The following is a 17489-nucleotide window of genomic DNA, read 5'->3' as shown; positions in this document are numbered from 1 at the left end:
GGCTACGGCGTGGGTGTGCCGGGCCCCTCGTCACGGCGTCGTCGCGCCTCGCCGACCCTGGCGGCGAGCCCGGCGTCGTCGGGGTACACGACCTCCTCCAGCACCAGCCCGTGCGCCGGCATCACCTTGACGCGGGGGTCGCGGGCACCGGCCAGCAGGACCTCCCGCGCCCACGACGCGGGGTGCCGTCCCTCGCCGACCGCGACGAGCGCGCCCATGAGCGCCCGCACCATGGAGTGGCAGAAGGCGTCGGCCCGCACCGTGGTCACGAGCAGCCCGTCGTCGGGGGAGCGGACCGTGCTCAGCTCGAGCAGCGTGCGGATGGTCGTCGCGCCCTCGCGTCGCCGGCAGAACGCCGCGAAGTCGTGCTCGCCCACGAGCAGACCACCTGCTGCGGACATCGCCCCCACGTCGAGCGCCCGCGGCCAGGCGACCACCATGCCGCGGTGCAGCGGGTCGACACGGGCCGGGTCGTCCTGGATCCGGTACGCGTAGCGTCGCTCCAGCGCGGCGAAGCGTGCGTCGAACCCCTCGGGCGCGCGGCGGACCCGGTGGACGACGACGTCGTCGGGCAGCAGCCGGCGCAGCCGCCGGGCCAGCACCTCGGGGTCGACGTCGACGTCGAGGTCGACGTGCGCCACCTGGCCGCGGGCGTGCACGCCCGCGTCGGTGCGGCCGGCGCAGGTCAGGCCGGGCCGCTCCTCCAGGCGCAGCACGGTGGCGACGGCCTGCTCGACGGTCTCCTGCACGCTGCGCAGCCCGGGCTGCGTCGCCCAGCCCCGGAAGCCGGCCCCCTCGTAGGAGAGGTCGAGTCGCAGGCGCACCCCGACACGGTAGTCCCTACGCTGGTCCCGTGAAGCGCGGACTCGTGGCCTCCACCTGTGCAGCCCTCGTCCTCGCGGGATGCTCCCCGAGCACCCCGCAGGAGACCGCTCCTGCGGAGAGGGGCACGGGGACGACGCCGACGTTCGTCGTCCTCAACCCGACCCCCGACCCCGCGACGTCGCAGACCGTCACCTGGCGCTCGCGCGAGGCGTTCGACGACCAACGGGTGGTCGCCCGTCCCGTCGGGGGCGGCCCCGAGGTCCGCGCCGCCGCGACCCGCAAGGCGGCGACGAGCGTGCGCGACAGCGGCTCGGCGCTGCCGGCCTACACGGCCACCCTGCGCGGGCTGCAGCCCGGCACGCGCTACCGCTACCGCGTCGAGAACGCCGGGGGCACGGCCGGTCCGTACACGTTCCGCACGCCCCGCGACGACGACGCCCCGTGGACGTTCCTCGCCCTCGGCGACACCCAGGTCGACAACGCCGACGTCCCCGCGCGGATCGTGCGCGAGGCCGTCGACGAGCACCCGGAGGCCAACCTCGTCCTGCACGCCGGCGACGTCGTCAACGAGCCGTGGCGCCACGGTGAGTGGGTCGACCTGATGAAGGCCCTCGCCCCCGTGCGCACCAGCCGCAACCTCGCGGTCTCGATCGGCAACCACGAGCGGTGCATCCTCGTGCGCGGCTGCCGCTCGGGCGGCGCCGAGGGCTTCCGCACCTACTTCACCGACCCGTCGAACGACGTCGAGGGCCAGCAGCCGACCTGGTACAGCTTCGACCAGCAGGGCGTGCGCTTCGTGGTGCTCGACTCCTTCGGCACGGACCTCGAGGCCCAGGCCCGCTTCCTCGACGAGCGGCTCGCCGACAACCCGAACCGGTGGAGCGTCGTGCTCATGCACGCGGGGCCGTTCGCGTCGCGGGTCTACCGCACGAACACCGAGGTGTACTCGACGATCCTGCCGGTGGTCGAGAAGCACGACGTCGACCTCTTCCTCAACGGGCACGACCACGTCTACACCAGCGGCTACCACGGCGACCCGGACGGCACCGTCTTCGCGGTCTCGGACTCCGGGCCGAAGTACTACCAGATCTCGGGCGAGGACTGGACGCGCCGAGGAGCCACGCGCACGCGCTGGGCCAAGCAGGTGAGCACCTACCAGGTCGTCGACGTCGGGCCCGACGCGCTGCACTACCGCGCGGTCGTCGCCGCCCACGGGTACGCGCCCCAGCCGCGGCTGCGACCCGGGACGGTGCTCGACGACGTCACCGTCCGCAAGGACGCCGAGGGGACGAAGACCGTCACCCGCCGCTGAGCCGTGCTCAGCCGGCCAGGCGGGTGGCCGAGCACGACGGCGTGCCCAGCATCCGGACCTCCATGATCCCGAGCTGGATGCCGAGCATCTTCAGCAGGGGTTGGACGAGCAGGTCCAGCGTGCCGGTGAGCTTGTTGATGCCGTCGAGCACGGAGTTCGTGGTGCTGTCGACGCTGCTCAGGATGATCCGCTCGCCGCCGCCGTAGATCTGGGTGAGGTCCGGGGCCGGGGGATAGGGGAACTGCTGCGTGGTGGACTTCGCGCCCACGGTCCCGGTGATCCGCACGACGCCCGCGAGGGGGATGCCCAGCAGCGACAGCGGGGTGACCGTGGCGCTGCCCGTGCCGCCCGGCCCGCTGAGCGTCGCGAGCGAGGTGTCGCCGCGCACGGTCGTGGAGGCCTGCACGCCACTGGACGCGCACGTGACGCTGGTCAGCGTGGCGGTTCCCTTGCCGACCTGCACGCCCAGCGAGATGTTGCCGATGCCGGCGATCCCGAGGACGCTCACCCCGGTCCTGACGTCGAGCCGGACCTGGGCGGTGCGTGCCTGCGCCCCGACCCCGCCGCAGGCGATGACCGGCGGCTCGATGATCGTCAGCTGCGTGTTGGCGGTGACCAGGTCGAGCGGCACGCCGAGGTCGGTGCCGATCGCGACCGCGTTCTTGCCGTTCGCGACCGCGGCGGAGACGGCGGCGGTGCCGATGAGGTCGAGGGCGTTCAGCTGGGCGTCCAGGCCGGACTCCCCACCGGTGCCCACCGACAGGAAGCGCCCGAGATTGACGTTCAGTGCGCCCACCTGGCCGCTGAGGGTGTTCAGCAGGGTCGCCTGTGCCGTGCTGCCCTGGCGCTGCAGGACGGTCGCGGTCGCGACCATCAGCTGGCGCAGCGTCACGGTCGCGGTCGCGAGCTGCTGCGTCGTGCCGATGCCCAGCTCGGCGGCCACGTCGCCCAGCCGGACGGAGAGGGTCTTGAGGTCGACGAGACCGGAGTAGCCGACGAGACCCAGGTTCACCCGCAGGATGCGGTCGAGCAGTGGACTCAGGGCGCTCTGCGAGGAGTTGAGCACGAGCGACTTGGTGCCCGCGGAGAAGCAGACGGCGGGCTGGGCGCGGGCGCCGACAGCACTGCGTGCCGCGCTGCCCGAGCTGCGACCGATGACCGGTGCGAAGGCGAAGTCGACCGTGGTGCTGGACTCGACCTTCACCGCGTCGCAGACGCCGTTCGCCGCACCCGCCACGAACGTCTTCGTCGTCGTGTCGAGGTGGCCCGGCGTCACCACGAGCGGCGAGGTCCGGCCGATGCGACGGTTCTGGCGGGCCAGGCTCGCGTTCGCGGCGGTCGTCAGCGTCGTGGCGTCACAGGTGGGCAGCTTGCGGGCGGCGTCGAGCGCGACGACATCGGCGACCGACTGCATGTCGCGGACCGCCACCCGCTGGAGGCCGAGGTCGGCCGCGAACGCCGTGAAGCCCAGCAGGATCGTCATCGTGAGGATGGTCAGCGGCAGGATCGAGCCGCGCTCGTCGCGCCGACGCGAGGGCCGGCGGTCGTCGCCCCGCAGCGCGAGACGCGCCCACCGCCCGGTCACGAGTTGATCTCCGCCGTCGTCTCGTAGGAGACCTTGGACGGCAGGACCACCCCGAGCCCCGGGAACGACGGCAGCAGGGGGTGGTCGCGGTAGAGGTGGGAGATCGCGACCTTCGCGCACTTCGACGTCGAGCCGGTGCAGGTCATCGACGGCGTGATCACGCACGTGCCGACGACCTCGCTGCCGCGGGTGAGCGTGCCCGCGGACGTGCACGTGACGCCGTAGGAGCCGAGTGATCGGTTGACGGCCGCGCGGGCGTCGGACAGCGACGTCGTCGAGCCGCTCGGCGCCACCGCGAGGACCCGCGCCCCCTCGGCCGCGGCCTGGCTGATCCCCTGGCGGTAGCTCAGCATCCAGCCGTAGCTGATGATGCCGAACAGCAGCGCCACGAAGATGGGCAGCACGAGCGCGAACTCGACGGCTGCCGCACCGTCCTCACGGCGGCGCTGGTGCGTGGTGCGTCCCTGGACGCGTCGGTGTCGTCGTCCGACCATCACGATGCTCCCTCAGTCGTGACCGTCGGTTCTGCCGTGTGCAGAGCCGGCGTGAAAGCTCCCTCCCCTCCGGCGCTCCCACACCGGAAAGGTCTTTCGTCCCGCAACATAGCGCGAAAACGGCCCCCTGTCCGTGGAACCAGGACAGAGGGCCGTCGAGCGGTGCGGGGGTCAGGCCCAGCGCTGCTCCGCGGGCACGAAGTCGAGCGTGCGCGCTCCCGTGTAGATCTGCTTCGGGCGAGCGATCTTCTGCTCCTTGTCGTCGACCAGCTCGATCCACTGCGCCAGCCAGCCGGCCGTGCGGGGGATGGCGAACAGCACCGTGAACATCTCCGGCGGGAACTGCAGCGCCTCGTAGATGAGGCCGGAGTAGAAGTCGACGTTCGGGTACAGCTTGCGCTGCACGAAGTACTCGTCCTCCAAGGCGATCCGCTCCAGCTCCTGCGCGATCTCCAGCAGCGGGTTGACGCCGGTGACCTCGAAGACGTCGTCGACGGCCTTCTTGATGATCTTCGCGCGCGGGTCGTAGTTCTTGTAGACCCGGTGGCCGAAGCCCATCAGGCGCTCCTCGCCCTTCTTCACGCCCTCGATGAAGCTCGGGATGTTGTCCTTGCTGCCGATCCGCTTCAGCATGCGCAGGACGGCCTCGTTGGCGCCGCCGTGCAGCGGGCCGTAGAGGGCCGCGATGCCCGCGCTGACCGCCGAGTACGGGTCGACGTCGCTCGAGCCGACCGAGCGGACCGCGTTCGTCGAGCAGTTCTGCTCGTGGTCGGCGTGCAGGATGAACAGCACCTCGAGCGCCTTCGACAGGCGCGGGTCGGGGTCGTACTTCTGCTCGCTCATCTTGAACAGCATCGACAGGAAGTTCTCCGTGTAGGAGAGGTCGTTGTCGGGGTAGACGTACGGCTTGCCCTGGGCGTGACGGAACGCCCACGCACCGAGCGTCGGCATCTTGGCGATGAGGCGCACGACCTGGTCGTGACGCACCTCCTCGTCGGTGATCGCCCGCGCCTCGGGGTAGAAGGTCGACAGCGCGCCGACGCTCGACAGCAGCATGCCCATGGGGTGCGCGTCGTAGCGGAAGCCCTGCATGAGGCTCTTGAGGTTCTCGTGCACGAACGTGTGGAAGGTGATCTCGTGCACCCACGCGTCGTGCTGGTCCTTCGTCGGCAGCTCGCCGTGGATGAGCAGGTAGGCCACCTCGAGGAACGTCGAGGACTCGGCCAGCTGCTCGATCGGGTACCCGCGGTACTCGAGGATGCCCTTGTCGCCGTCGATGTAGGTGATCGAGCTGCGCGTGGACGCGGTGTTGGTGAAGCCGGGGTCGTACACGGCGATGCCGGGCTCGTCCTCGGTCTTGCCGATCTTGCCGAGGTCGGAGGCGCGGACGGTGCCGTCCGTGATCTCGAGCTCGTACTCCTCGCCCGTGCGGTTGTCGCGGACGGTCAGGGTCTGGTCGGTCACGATGGGTCTCCTGTGACGTGCTGTACGGGTCGTTGATGTGGTCCCGGACTCACTTCCAACCTAGTGCGGCCCCCCTCGGTGCGCGAGGCTGGGTCTCGGGGACCGGACCCGCGACCGGGGCTCGCGTCGTGCCCGGCACCCCGTTTTGACCCGGCTGGGGCGGGCCGGTTACTCTTGGACGTCGTTGTGCCCTGCGTGCGCGATCGCCCTCCGGCGGTCCGGCGCCGACGCGGGAAACCACGTCCCTTCCGCCGCCACCTCGCGGCACGGGACCGCGCAACGACACCGACGCCAAGAACGACAACGAGAAGGTCACGCCGTGCCCACGTACAGCCCGAAGCCTGCTGACATCAGCCGTCAGTGGCACGTCATCGATGCCCAGGACGTCGTCCTCGGGCGTCTCGCCGTCTCGGCCGCGCACCTGCTGCGCGGCAAGCACAAGGCGACGTTCGCCCCGCACGTCGACGGTGGTGACTTCGTCGTCATCATCAACGCCGAGAAGGTCGCGCTGACGGGCAACAAGCGCTCCGACAAGGACGTCTACCGCCACAGCGGCTACCCGGGCGGCCTGAAGACGATCGCCTACGGCGACCTCCTCGACAAGGACGCCCGCAAGGCCGTCGAGAAGTCCGTGGCCGGCATGCTGCCGAAGAACCGCCTCGGACGTCAGATCATCAAGAAGCTGAAGGTCTACGCCGGCCCGGAGCACCCGCACGCCGCGCAGCAGCCCCAGCCGTACGAGATCAAGCAGATCTCCCAGTGAGCACCCGAGCAGAAGAGACGAGCACCGTGGCCGACACCACCGAGACCGACGTCCCCACCAGCACCGACGGCGTCTACACGACCGAGACCTCGCCCTCCTCGGAGATCGCGACCAGCAACTCGGTCATCGCCCCCGGCGCGGCCACCGGCCGTCGCAAGGAGGCCGTCGCCCGCGTGCGCATCGTGCCCGGCACCGGCGTGTGGACCGTCAACGGCAAGCCGCTCGAGGAGTTCCTCCCGAACAAGCTGCACCAGCAGATCGCCAAGGAGGCCCTGGCGGCCACCGGCCTCGAGGGCAGCTTCGACGTCGTCGCCCGGGTCACCGGCGGCGGCATGACCGGCCAGGCCGGTGCGCTGCGCCTCGGCGTCGCCCGTGCTCTGAACGGCGTCGACGAGGAGGTCAACCGTCCGATCCTCAAGAAGGCCGGACTGCTGACCCGCGACGCCCGCATCAAGGAGCGCAAGAAGGCCGGCCTCAAGAAGGCCCGTAAGGCTCCTCAGTACAGCAAGCGCTGACTCCGTTGGGCCGGATCTTCGGCACCGACGGCGTACGCGGCCTCGCCAACCGCGACCTCACGGCCGAGCTTGCGCTCGACCTGTCGGTCGCTGCTGCCCACGTGCTGGGCGAGGCCGGTGCGTTCGCCGACAGCCGGCCCACGGCCGTCGTCGCCCGCGACCCGCGTGCCTCGGGGGAGTTCCTCGAGGCCGCGATCGTCGCCGGCCTGGCGTCGGCCGGGGTCGACGTCCACCTGCTCGGCGTCGTCCCGACGCCCGGTGCGGCGTACCTGACGGCCGAGCTCGACGCCGACATGGGCGTGATGATCTCCGCCAGCCACAACGCGATGCCCGACAACGGCATCAAGTTCCTCGCCCGCGGCGGCCACAAGCTCGACGACGCCGTCGAGGTGGCCATCGAGCAGCGACTGCGTGAGCCGTGGGACCGGCCGACCGGCATCGGCGTCGGTCGCGTCGGCGACAGCCACGTGGGCGTCGACGCCTACGTGAAGCACCTCGTCGGCACCGTGCCGGGACCGCTCACCGGCCTGAAGGTCGTGCTCGACTGCGCGAACGGCGCGGCGTACCACGTGGGGCCGGCGGCGTTCCGGCGCCTCGGCGCCGAGGTCGTCGCGATCCACGACGAGCCCGACGGCCTGAACATCAACGAGGCGTGCGGCTCGACCCACCTGGACGACCTGCAGGCGGCCGTCGTGCGTCACGGTGCCGACGCCGGATTCGCGTTCGACGGCGACGCCGACCGGTGCCTCGCGGTCGACGCGTCGGGTCAGGTGGTCGACGGCGACCAGATCCTCGCCGTGCTCGCCCTCGCCCGGCTCGAGCGCGGCCTGCTGCACGCCGACACGGTCGTCGCGACCGTCATGAGCAACCTCGGGTTCGTGCAGGCCATGGAGGCCGCCGGGATCACGGTGCTGCAGACCGCGGTGGGCGACCGCTACGTGCTCGAGGCCATGCGTGCCGGGGGCTTCACGCTCGGCGGCGAGCAGTCGGGGCACGTGATCATGGCCGACCACGCCACCACCGGCGACGGGGTGCTGACCGCCCTGCACCTCGCGGCCCGGATGAGCGAGACCGGCCGTACGCTCGCCGACCTCGCCGGCGTCATGCGACGGCTCCCGCAGGTGCTCGTGAACGTCCCCGACGTCGACAAGAGCCGGGTCGACGCCGACCCCGTGCTGCAGGGCGAGCTGGTGGCCGCGAACGGTGGCCTCGAGGGCCGCGGCCGCATCCTGCTCCGCCCGTCCGGCACCGAGCCGCTCGTCCGCGTCATGGTCGAGGCGCCGACGCTCGAGGAGGCCACGTCGGTGGCCGAGCACCTCGCCGGCGTCGTGCGCCGCACGCTGGGCTGAGGGCGTCCGCGGTGACCTCGTTACGGTGTCGCCATGCGCCTCGCCGAGATCGACCTGAGGGACGACGCTGCCTACACGGCCTTCCACGCGGTCTACGCACGCGCCCACACGGAGCGTTTCGACGAGCCGTGGGGGTTCGCCGAGAAGCGCACCAACCTGACCAGCGACGCGTACGCCGAGCACGTGGTCGTGGCGGGTGAGGTCGACGGCGAGGTCGTCGGGGGAGCGTGGGTGTCGTTCCCGCAGCAGGACAACCGGACGCTCGCGTACCTGCACGTCTTCGTCGTCCCCGAGGAACGTCGTCGTGGGTACGGCAGCTTGCTGCTGCGCGAGGTCGAGCGGCTCGCGGCGGAGCGCGGTCGGGTGAACGCGTTCGCGGAGGCGTCGTGGCCGGTGGAGGAGACCGAGGGCGCGGGGTCGGCGTTCGCGCTGTCGCACGGGTACGCCGTCGACCTGCTCGATGCGATCCGCGCACTCCCGCTGCCCGCCGAGGTCGCACCGCCGGTGTGGCGCGACGGGTACACGTCGGTGGCCTGGCGACGCTGCCCCGACGAGTGGCTCGACCAGTACGCGGTCCTGCGGGCGCTGATCCTCGCGGAGGCGCCGTCGGGGGAGGTGGGGCTGGAGCCCGAGCACTTCGACGCGCAGCGGGTGCGTCACGAGGAGGCCCGCTGGGCCGAGCAGGGCCGGGTCGGGCAGACGGTCGCCGCCGTCGCACCCGACGGCACCCTCGCCGGCCACACCCAGCTCGTGGTGCCCGACCACGGCGACACCGCCTACCAGTGGGACACGCTCGTCCTCCCCGCCCACCGAGGCCACGGCCTCGGCCTCGCGATGAAGACCGCCGCCCTCGACGAGGCCGCCGACCTCCTCTCCGGCCGCGCCCGCGTGACCACCTGGAACGCCGCCTCGAACACGCCGATGATCGCGGTCAACGAGGCCCTCGGATACCGGCAGGTGGCGTGGGCGGCGGAGCTGGTCAAGCCGTTGGGGAGCTGAGAGCTTCGACCTGCGGCTGCGCTGCTGCGGCTTGTTGTTCGGGTGGGGGTGCGCTGGCGCAGCTCCTCGTTCGGGTGGGGCTGCGTTGGTGCGGCTTCGACTCGTCCTGCGCTCCGAAAGGGCCTCGACCGGGCGGCTGGCGACCGCGCTGGTCTGGGGTCTCGGGCTGCGGCTTGGTGCTGGGGGTGGACGCAAGAATCTGCGTTTGCGCCCCCTCAGCGGTGGATCTGCCACAGAAACGCCGGCGGGGTCGGACGTGCGTTGTATCCCGAACGCTTCTGCGTTCGCGACGGGATCCCGTAGGAAACGCAGAAGTGTTCGCCCTTTAATGCACGAACGCAGAATCTTGCGTCCCCCGCGAGCCACAGCCCGAGAACCCGGGCCACCGCGCCCGCCAGCTGCCCGGTCGAGGCCTTTCGGAGACCACCCCCAGCGAGAGCCGAGGCAGCGCACCAGCAAGCCCAGACCACCTGCGCCAGCGCACCAGCAAGCCCGGACCCCCCGAGGCATCGCACCAGCACGACGAGACCCCCCGGGGGCAGCGCACCAGCAAGCCCAGACCCTCCCGCGGCAGCGCACCAGCACGCCCAGACCCCCGCGGCAGCGCACCCGCAGGACGACGCCCAGCAGGACCCCCGCGACGTCACATCTTGCGGAACCGCACCCACTTGACGGAGTGGTCGCTGCCCTTGCGGAGCACGAGGTCGGCGCGGCCGCGGGTGGACTGGATGTTCTCGCGCAGGTTGGGCCAGTTGATCGTGTCCCACAGCTCCTCGGCGCGGGCGACGGCCTCGTCGTCGGTGAGGCTGCTGTAGCGGTGGAAGTAGGAGGCCGGGTCGGCGAAGGCGGTGCGGCGCAGGGCGAGGAACCGGTCGACGTACCAGCGGCGGATGTCCTTGCTCGACGCGTCGACGTAGATCGAGAAGTCGAAGTAGTCGCTGACCGACAGGCCCGGGGAGCCGTCGCCACGGTCCTTTGCGGGAGCGAGCACGTTGAGGCCCTCGACGATGACGATGTCGGGCCGTTCCACGACCACCGTCTCCTCGGTGCGGTCGTAGGTCAGGTGGGAGTAGACGGGGGCGGTCACCTGCTCGACGCCCGACTTCACGTCGATGACGAACCGCAGCAGCGCCTTGCGGTCGTAGGACTCCGGGAAGCCCTTGCGCTGCAGGATGCCGCGACGCTCCAGCTCGGCGTTCGGCCACAGGAACCCGTCGGTGGTCACCAGCTTCACGTGCGGGTGCTCGGGCGACGTCGACAGCAGCTCGCGGAGGAGGCGGGCGGTGGTCGACTTGCCGACGGCGACCGACCCGGCGACGCCGATGACGAACGGCGTGCGCTGCGGCTGCGGCTCGCGCAGGAACGACTCGGTGGCCTCCCAGAGGCGGGTCGCGGCGCGCACGCGCAGGCTGATGAGCTCGGTCAGCGGCAGGTACACCTGCCGCACCTCGTCGATGTCGAGCTCCTCGCCGAGGCCCTTGAGACGTTGGACGTCGTCCTCGGTGAGGGGCTGGGGGACGTCGTCGGCGAGGTCGGCCCACGCCGACCGCTCGATCTCGACGTACGGCGAGAGCTCACGGGCCATGACGCCATCCTGCCGGTACCGGGGCCCACGGGCGCTCCTGGGTACCCTGGAGCGCATGTGCGGAATCGTGGGATACGTCGGGCACCGCAACGCCCTCGACGTCGTCATGGGCGGGTTGCGACGGCTCGAGTACCGCGGGTACGACTCCGGCGGTGTCGCCCTGCCCGATCCCACGACCGGACGGATCGCCTGGGCGAAGAAGGCCGGAAAGCTGGCCAACCTCGACGGCGTCCTGGCCGAGACGACGATGCCGGAGACGGCCACCGGCATCGGCCACACCCGCTGGGCGACGCACGGTGCGCCGAACGACCGGAACGCCCACCCGCACCTGAGCGAGGACGGCCGCCTGGCGGTCGTGCACAACGGCATCATCGAGAACTTCGCGGTGCTGCGGGCCGAGCTGGAGGCTGCCGGGCACGAGCTGCAGTCCGAGACCGACACCGAGGTGGTCGTGCACCTGCTCTCCGACGAGCTGCAGCGCACCCCCGCCCTCGACGACGCCGTCCGCGCCGTCTGCCAGCGGCTGGAGGGCGCGTTCACGCTCGTCTTCACCGACGCGCAGCAGCCCGAGGTCGTGGTCGGCGCCCGACGCAACTCCCCGCTCGTGGTGGGTCGCGGCGACGGCGAGAACTTCCTCGGCTCCGACGTGTCGGCCTTCATCGAGTTCACGCGCGAGGCCGTCGAGCTCGGCCAGGACCAGGTCGTCGCCATCACGCGCGACTCCATGACGGTCACCGACTTCGACGGCGCGCCCGCCGAGACCACCAGCTACCACGTCGACTGGGACGTGTCCGCCGCCGAGAAGGGCGGCTACGACTGGTTCATGCTCAAGGAGATCGACGAGCAGCCGCAGGCCGTCGCCGAGACGCTGCTGGGACGCTACGGCCGGTCAGGCCGCCTGCAGCTCGACGAGATGCGCCTCAGCGACGACGAGCTGCGCGACGTCGACAAGATCATCATCATCGCCTGCGGCACCGCGTCGTACGCCGGTCTGGTCGCGAAGTACGCGATCGAGCACTGGACGCGCATCCCGTGCGAGGTCGAGCTGGCGTCGGAGTTCCGCTACCGCGACCCGATCATCGACCGGTCGACGCTCGTGGTGGCGATCAGCCAGTCGGGCGAGACGATGGACACGCTCATGGCGATCCGCTACGCCCGGCAGCAGCGGGCTCGGGTGCTGAGCATCTGCAACACCAACGGCTCGACCATCCCGCGCGAGTCCGACGCGGTCATCTACACGCACGCCGGCCCCGAGGTGGCGGTCGCGTCGACCAAGGGCTTCCTGTCGCAGATCGTCGCCTGCTACCTGCTCGGTCTGTACCTGGCGCAGGTGCGGGGCGTGAAGTACGGCGACGAGATCGACGCCATCATGGCCGCGCTCGAGAAGCTGCCGGCCGGCATCCAGCGGATGCTCGACGAGGGCGAGCAGGTCCGCAAGCTCGCGGCCGAGCTCGTCGACACCCGTTCCGTGCTGTTCCTCGGCCGCCACGTCGGCTACCCCGTGGCGCTCGAGGGTGCGCTGAAGCTCAAGGAGCTCGCGTACCTGCACGCCGAGGGGTTCGCGGCCGGTGAGCTGAAGCACGGTCCGATCGCGCTCATCGAGGACGGCATCCCCGTGTTCGTCGTCGTGCCGCCGAAGGCCCGCGACCAGCTGCAGGAGAAGATCGTCAGCAACATCCAGGAGATCCGCGCGCGCGGTGCCCTCACCATCGTGCTCGCCGAGGACGGCGACGACGACGTCGTGCCGTACGCCGACCACCTGATCCGGCTGCCGAAGGTGCCGACGCTGCTGCAGCCGCTCGTCGCCACGGTGCCGCTGCAGATCTTCGCGTGCGAGCTGGCCGGTCTGCTCGGGCACGACGTCGACCAGCCGCGGAACCTCGCCAAGTCCGTCACGGTCGAGTAGACCGCCGTGTCCGGCATGAGGGGTGCCGCGCACCTGCGCTCGCTGGGGGTGGCGCGGCACGCCGGTGGCGAGAGCGTCCGCCGTGGCGGAGGCTTGAGCCCGTGCTGAACGCCCACACCGTCGCCCAGGTCCGTGCCGCCGAGGAGCGGCTGGCCGCCGAGACCGGCTGGGACGCGCTGATGCAGCGCGCCGCCCGCGGTCTCGCCGACGCCCTCGCCGACGTGCCGGCCGGCGCGACGGTCCTCGTCCTCGTCGGCCCCGGCAACAACGGAGGCGACGCGCTCTTCGCCGCCACGCACCTGCTCGCCCGTGGCGTCCGCGTCGACCTCGCGCTGCTCGACCCCGATGCCGTCCACGCCGAGGGACTGGCCGCGGCCGAGGCGGCCGGAGCCGGGCGCGTGTCGTCGCCGGGCGACCAGCGGTGGTGCCTCGACGCGCTGTTCGGCATCGGCGCACGTCCTGGCCTCGAGGGTCGTGCGGGGGAGTGGGCCGACTGGACCCACGACACCGACGCCCACGTGGTCGCGGTCGACGTCCCGTCGGGCGTGGCCGTCGACACGGGCGCGACGCCCGGCCGGCACGTCCGCGCCGACCGCACCGTCACGTTCGGCACCCTGAAGGTCTGCTCGATCGTCGGGCACGCCGCCGACGCCGGTGGCGGCGAGCCGCCGACGCTCGTCGACATCGGCCTCGGCCCCCACCTCGACGCGCCGACCGTGACGTCGCTCGAGGCCACCGACGCCGAGCTCCTCCGCCGGCACGTGCCCGGCGCCGCGTCGCACAAGTACGCGCGCGGCGTGGTCGGGGTCGACGCCGGATCCGACGCCTACGCCGGCGCCGCCCACCTGTGCGTCGCAGGCGCGCAGTCGGGCCTCGCCGGCATGGTGCGCTTCGTCGGCAGCGACACCCTCGCGGCGCGGGTGGTCGACCGCGCCCCGGAGGTCGTGCACGGCCGCGGACGGGTGCAGGCCTGGGTCGTCGGACCCGGGGCGGGCGACGACGTGGCCGACCAGCTGGCCGCCTGCCTCGACGACGACGTGCCGCTCGTCGTCGACGCCGGCGCGCTCGAGCACCTGCCGCGTCCCGTCGGCGTGCCCGCGCTCCTGACGCCGCACGCCGGTGAGCTCGCCCGGCTGCTCGACGTCGAGCGCGAGACCGTGGAGGCCGACCCGCTGGAGCACGCGCGGCAGGCCGCCGCGCACTGGGACGCGACCGTGCTGCTCAAGGGAGCCCGCACGGTCGTCGTGGCTCCCGACGGACGCGCGGCTGTCAACCTGTCCGGCACCCCGTGGCTCGGCACGGCGGGCTCGGGCGACGTCCTCGCCGGGTTCGCGGCGTCACTGCTCGCCGGCGGGCTCGACCCGTTCGACGCCGCGCGCCACGCAGCCCTCCTGCACGGCGCCGCCGGCGTCCGCGCGAACCCGGGCGGACCGTTCGTGGCCTCCGACGTCGCTGCCGCCCTCCCGCAGACCCTGGCTGCGTTCCTCGCCGGCTCGCTGGAGCAGGTGCGCGCGTGGTGAGCCCGCAGGCCGAGGCCGTCGTCGACCTCGAGGCGTACCGGCACAACGTCGCCACGCTCGCGGCGCACGCGCCCGGTGCCGCGCTGATGTCCGTCGTCAAGGCCGACGCCTACGGCCACGGGCTGCGACCGGTCGCGCGGGCCGCGCGCGACGCGGGAGCGTCGTGGCTCGGCGTCGTCACCGTCGAGGAGGCCCTCGCGCTGCGCGAGGCCGGCGACACCGGGCCCGTCCTGTGCTGGCTCGCGGCACCTGGCGCCGCCTACGGTGCAGCGGTCGAGCACGACGTGGAGCTGACGGCGTCGTCCGTCGAGCAGCTCGACGAGATCCTCAACGACGCGCCGACGGGTCGACGACCCCGCGTGCAGCTCAAGGTCGACACCGGGCTCTCGCGCAACGGTGCCCGCGGTCCGGCGTGGGACGACCTCGTCGTCGCCGCCTCCCGCGCGCAGGCCGCGGGCAAGGTCGAGGTCACCGGCGTGTGGTCGCACCTGGCGTGCGCCGACGAGCCCGGCCATCCCGCCAACGACCAGCAGGAGACCGTGTTCCGGGACGCGCTCGACGTCGTCGGCGAGGCCGGGCTCGAGCCGCAGTGGCGCCACCTCGCCAACTCCGCCGCCCTCCTGACCCGCCCCAGCGCGCACTTCGACCTGGTCCGTCCGGGCATCGCCACGTACGGCATCGACCCCGACCCCGCGGTCGCCGGCATCGTCGACCTGCGCCCGGTCATGACGCTGCGCGGCCGGCTCGCACAGGTCAAGCGGGTCCCCGCCGGCACCGCCGTGTCCTACGGCCACACGTGGACCACCGACCGCGAGACCACCCTCGGCCTCGTGCCCCTCGGGTACGGCGACGGTGTCCTGCGCTCCGCGTCGGGTCGCGCCGAGGCCGCCCACGACGGCGAGCGCGTGCCGGTCGTCGGCCGCATCTGCATGGACCAGCTGGTCGTCGACCTGGGGGACCGCGCGGCGCGGCGCGGTGACGTCGTCACCCTGTTCGGCGCCGCCCCCGGTGCCCCCACCGCCCAGGACTGGGCGACCGCCGCCGGTACGATCGCCTACGAGGTCGTCACCCGACTCGGCGACCGCGTCGTGCGTACCCACCGAGGCTGAGGGCCGTCCGAGCCCCGCCACCGAGGACAGTGATGAGCCCCGCCCCCTCCCGTCTGGCAGCACTCGCCGCGACCGCCGGAGCCTTCGTGGCTGCCGGGGTGACCGCCAAGGTCGTCGACACCCGACGTCGCGAGCACCGCCGCGAGCAGCGCGGCGAGGAGGTGCCGTTCGGCAGCGTGCACAGCCCCGTCCGCACCGTCGTCGCCTCCGACGGCGTCGCGCTCAACGTCGAGGTCGACGAGGCCGACGCGGCGCACGCGGACAGCGCAGCTCCCACCGTCGTGTTCGTGCACGGGTGGGTGTGCACCCTCGACACCTGGCACTACCAGCGTCTCGCGCTGCGCGGCCTCGTGCGGATGGTGTTCTACGACCAGCGCTCCCACGGTGGCTCCGGCCGCTCGACGCGCCAGGGGTCGAGCTTCGGCCAGCTCGCCGACGACCTGCGGACCGTCCTCGACGAGGTCGTGCCCGAGGGCCCCGTCGTGCTCGTCGGGCACTCGATGGGCGGCATCACGGTGCAGCAGCTCGCGGCGGAGTCGCCCGAGCTGTTCGGCGACAGGGTCGTGGGTGCCGTGCTGCTCTCGACCAGCGACAACCGGCTCGTGCGGCAGAGCCCGGCGCTGCGCCGCGTCCTGCCGTTCCTGCGGGCCGGCGCGCCCCTGCTCGACTGGGGCCGGACCTTCAACAGCTACAGCGTCATCCGTCGCTGGGCGGTCGGGCCCGACGCGCCCCGCAAGTACGCCGACATGTCCGACGAGATGATCCTGCGCGCCCAGACGCACGTGCTGCTCGACTTCTACCCCGCGTTCGTGGACCTCGACGTCCGCAGCGGCGCCGAAGGGCTGGGGCGGGTGCCCGTCGTCGTCGCCTGCGGCGACCACGACCTGCTCACGCCCATCAAGCACGCCCGACGCCTCGCGCGCACCATCGAGGACGCGCGTCTGGTGACGCTCGGCGGTGCCGGGCACATGGTGCCGTTCGAAGAGAACGTGGCCGTCACCCGGATCATCGAGGACCTGCTCGACCGGATCGGGCACCCCGTGCGCGAGGGCGACCGGTGATGCGGGCGCTCGACGTCCTCGACGCCGGCCCCGAGCACGCCGAGGCGATCGTCGACATCATCCACCGCTCGTTCAGCGTCCGACCCGACCTCGACCCGCCCTCGACCGCCCTCGACGAGACCGTCGAGTCGGTGTCGGAGGTGCTCGCCACGGCCGGTGGGCTGCTCGTGGAACGTCGCGGCGTGCCCATGGGCGCGCTGCTGTTCGACGAGTCGCGGCCGGGCAAGCTCGGCCTGCGTCGCGTGTCGGTCGACCCGGAGATCCAGGCTCGCGGCGTCGCGTCGGCCATGGTCGGCGTCGCGGAGGACACGGCCGAGGAGCGCGGCAAGGACGGCATCTGGCTGCACGTGCGCGAGGAGCTGCCCGACACGGTGCGGTTCTGGACCCGCCGCAAGTACCACCCGGTGGGCCAGGAGGGTCCGCTGCTGGTGCTCGGCAAGACGTTGTGGCTCGCCCGCGAGGTGCCGACGCCCGACGCGATGCAGCACCTCGCCGCGCGCGTGGCCGAGCTGGTGCGCCCCGGCGACCTGCTCGTCCTCTCGGGCGACCTCGGCGCCGGCAAGACGACGTTCACCCAGGGGCTCGGCGACGCGCTGCACGTGCGCGGACCCGTCACGTCGCCGACGTTCGTGCTCGCCCGCACGCACCCGTCGCTCGTCGACGGTCCCGCCCTCGTCCACGTCGACGCCTACCGCCTCGGCAGCGCCGCCGAGGTCGACGACCTCGACCTCGACACCGCCTCCGACGAGGCCGTCACCGTCGTCGAGTGGGGCGAGGGGATGGCCGAGCAGCTCAACGACAGCTGGCTCTCGGTGAGCATCGAGGTTCGCGGTGCCCGCCCCATCGACCCCCTCGGCACCGAGCACGACGGCGACCACCCCGACGAGGCCGAGCCGCGCGTCGTGACCATCAAGCCACACGGTCCCCGCTGGGTCGACGTGCCGCTGCGCTCCACGCTTCTCGGCTGAGGTGCTGGCCGCGGCGCTGCGGGGTGTGGCGGCG

Annotated in this window: 15 protein-coding genes; 10 read left to right on the top strand and 5 right to left on the bottom strand. The window is 72.4% G+C overall.

Annotation, left to right across the window (positions count from 1 at the left end):
* Window positions 1–2: 2 nt before the first annotated feature.
* Entirely contained in the window at window positions 3–824 is an 822-nt protein-coding gene (gene truA / locus Aeryth_RS13470) for a tRNA pseudouridine(38-40) synthase TruA (protein WP_067859724.1), read from the bottom strand.
* Window positions 825–853: 29 nt separating this feature from the next.
* On the opposite strand from truA, the gene Aeryth_RS13465 reads away from it, so the two are divergent.
* Entirely contained in the window at window positions 854–2137 is a 1284-nt protein-coding gene (locus Aeryth_RS13465) for a purple acid phosphatase family protein (protein ID WP_067859720.1), read from the top strand.
* A 7-nt stretch (window positions 2138–2144) separates the two neighbouring features.
* On the opposite strand, the gene Aeryth_RS13460 is transcribed toward Aeryth_RS13465, so the two are convergent.
* From Aeryth_RS13460 to Aeryth_RS13450, 3 genes are all read right to left on the bottom strand, one after another.
* Window positions 2145–3722 (bottom strand): pilus assembly protein TadG-related protein, encoded by a 1578-nt coding sequence (locus Aeryth_RS13460; protein WP_067859717.1) that lies wholly within the window; start codon window positions 3720–3722, stop codon window positions 2145–2147.
* Window positions 3719–4216 carry a TadE/TadG family type IV pilus assembly protein gene (locus Aeryth_RS13455; protein WP_067859715.1) on the bottom strand — a complete coding sequence of 166 codons (498 nt, stop codon included), beginning with the start codon at window positions 4214–4216 and terminating at the stop codon, window positions 3719–3721. Before Aeryth_RS13455 ends, Aeryth_RS13460 begins: the two co-directional genes overlap by 4 nt.
* A 171-nt stretch (window positions 4217–4387) precedes the next feature.
* Window positions 4388–5680 carry a citrate synthase gene (locus Aeryth_RS13450; RefSeq protein WP_067859713.1) on the bottom strand — a complete coding sequence of 431 codons (1293 nt, stop codon included), beginning with the start codon at window positions 5678–5680 and terminating at the stop codon, window positions 4388–4390.
* A gap of 319 nt (window positions 5681–5999) precedes the next feature.
* Here Aeryth_RS13450 and rplM point away from each other — a divergent pair, with 319 nt between their 5' ends.
* The 4 genes from rplM to Aeryth_RS13430 are packed head-to-tail and all read left to right on the top strand — an operon-like array spanning window position 6000 to window position 9306.
* Window positions 6000–6443 carry a 50S ribosomal protein L13 gene (gene rplM / locus Aeryth_RS13445; protein WP_067859709.1) on the top strand — a complete coding sequence of 148 codons (444 nt, stop codon included), beginning with the start codon at window positions 6000–6002 and terminating at the stop codon, window positions 6441–6443.
* Window positions 6440–6958, top strand: coding sequence for a 30S ribosomal protein S9 (gene rpsI / locus Aeryth_RS13440; protein ID WP_067859705.1), 519 nt, complete (start codon window positions 6440–6442; stop codon window positions 6956–6958). Before rplM ends, rpsI begins: the two co-directional genes overlap by 4 nt.
* A 5-nt stretch (window positions 6959–6963) precedes the next feature.
* A complete protein-coding gene (gene glmM / locus Aeryth_RS13435) occupies window positions 6964–8307 on the top strand; it encodes a phosphoglucosamine mutase (RefSeq protein WP_067859703.1) in 1344 nt (447 codons plus the stop codon).
* Between the two features lie 33 nt (window positions 8308–8340).
* The gene (locus Aeryth_RS13430) at window positions 8341–9306 is read left to right on the top strand and encodes a GNAT family N-acetyltransferase (protein ID WP_067859701.1); all 966 of its coding nucleotides are present in this window, start codon (window positions 8341–8343) and stop codon (window positions 9304–9306) included.
* 643 nt (window positions 9307–9949) lie between these two features.
* Here the strand turns inward: Aeryth_RS13430 and coaA are convergent.
* Window positions 9950–10891 (bottom strand): type I pantothenate kinase, encoded by a 942-nt coding sequence (coaA, locus tag Aeryth_RS13425; RefSeq protein WP_067859692.1) that lies wholly within the window; start codon window positions 10889–10891, stop codon window positions 9950–9952.
* A 55-nt stretch (window positions 10892–10946) separates the two neighbouring features.
* Between coaA and glmS the strand changes: the two genes are divergently transcribed.
* The 5 genes from glmS to tsaE all read left to right on the top strand — a co-directional run bounded on the left by glmS (window position 10947) and on the right by tsaE (window position 17455).
* A complete protein-coding gene (glmS, locus tag Aeryth_RS13420; protein WP_067859690.1) occupies window positions 10947–12797 on the top strand; it encodes a glutamine--fructose-6-phosphate transaminase (isomerizing) in 1851 nt (616 codons plus the stop codon).
* Window positions 12798–12898: 101 nt separating this feature from the next.
* Window positions 12899–14317: an NAD(P)H-hydrate epimerase gene (locus tag Aeryth_RS13415; protein WP_067859687.1), complete on the top strand. Its 1419-nt coding sequence runs from the start codon at window positions 12899–12901 to the stop codon at window positions 14315–14317.
* Window positions 14311–15426 carry an alanine racemase gene (alr, locus tag Aeryth_RS13410; RefSeq protein WP_067859684.1) on the top strand — a complete coding sequence of 372 codons (1116 nt, stop codon included), beginning with the start codon at window positions 14311–14313 and terminating at the stop codon, window positions 15424–15426. The genes Aeryth_RS13415 and alr overlap by 7 nt, the downstream gene beginning before the upstream one ends.
* A gap of 32 nt (window positions 15427–15458) precedes the next feature.
* Window positions 15459–16487, top strand: coding sequence for an alpha/beta fold hydrolase (locus tag Aeryth_RS13405; RefSeq protein ID WP_067859681.1), 1029 nt, complete (start codon window positions 15459–15461; stop codon window positions 16485–16487).
* Window positions 16487–17455 (top strand): tRNA (adenosine(37)-N6)-threonylcarbamoyltransferase complex ATPase subunit type 1 TsaE, encoded by a 969-nt coding sequence (tsaE, locus tag Aeryth_RS13400; RefSeq protein WP_067861806.1) that lies wholly within the window; start codon window positions 16487–16489, stop codon window positions 17453–17455. The genes Aeryth_RS13405 and tsaE overlap by 1 nt, the downstream gene beginning before the upstream one ends.
* Window positions 17456–17489: the final 34 nt, after the last annotated feature.

The organism is Aeromicrobium erythreum (assembly GCF_001509405.1).
Lineage (GTDB): Bacteria > Actinomycetota > Actinomycetes > Propionibacteriales > Nocardioidaceae > Aeromicrobium > Aeromicrobium erythreum.
Note: the sequence above shows the minus strand (reverse complement) of the source record. Positions and strands in the feature narration are given on the sequence as shown.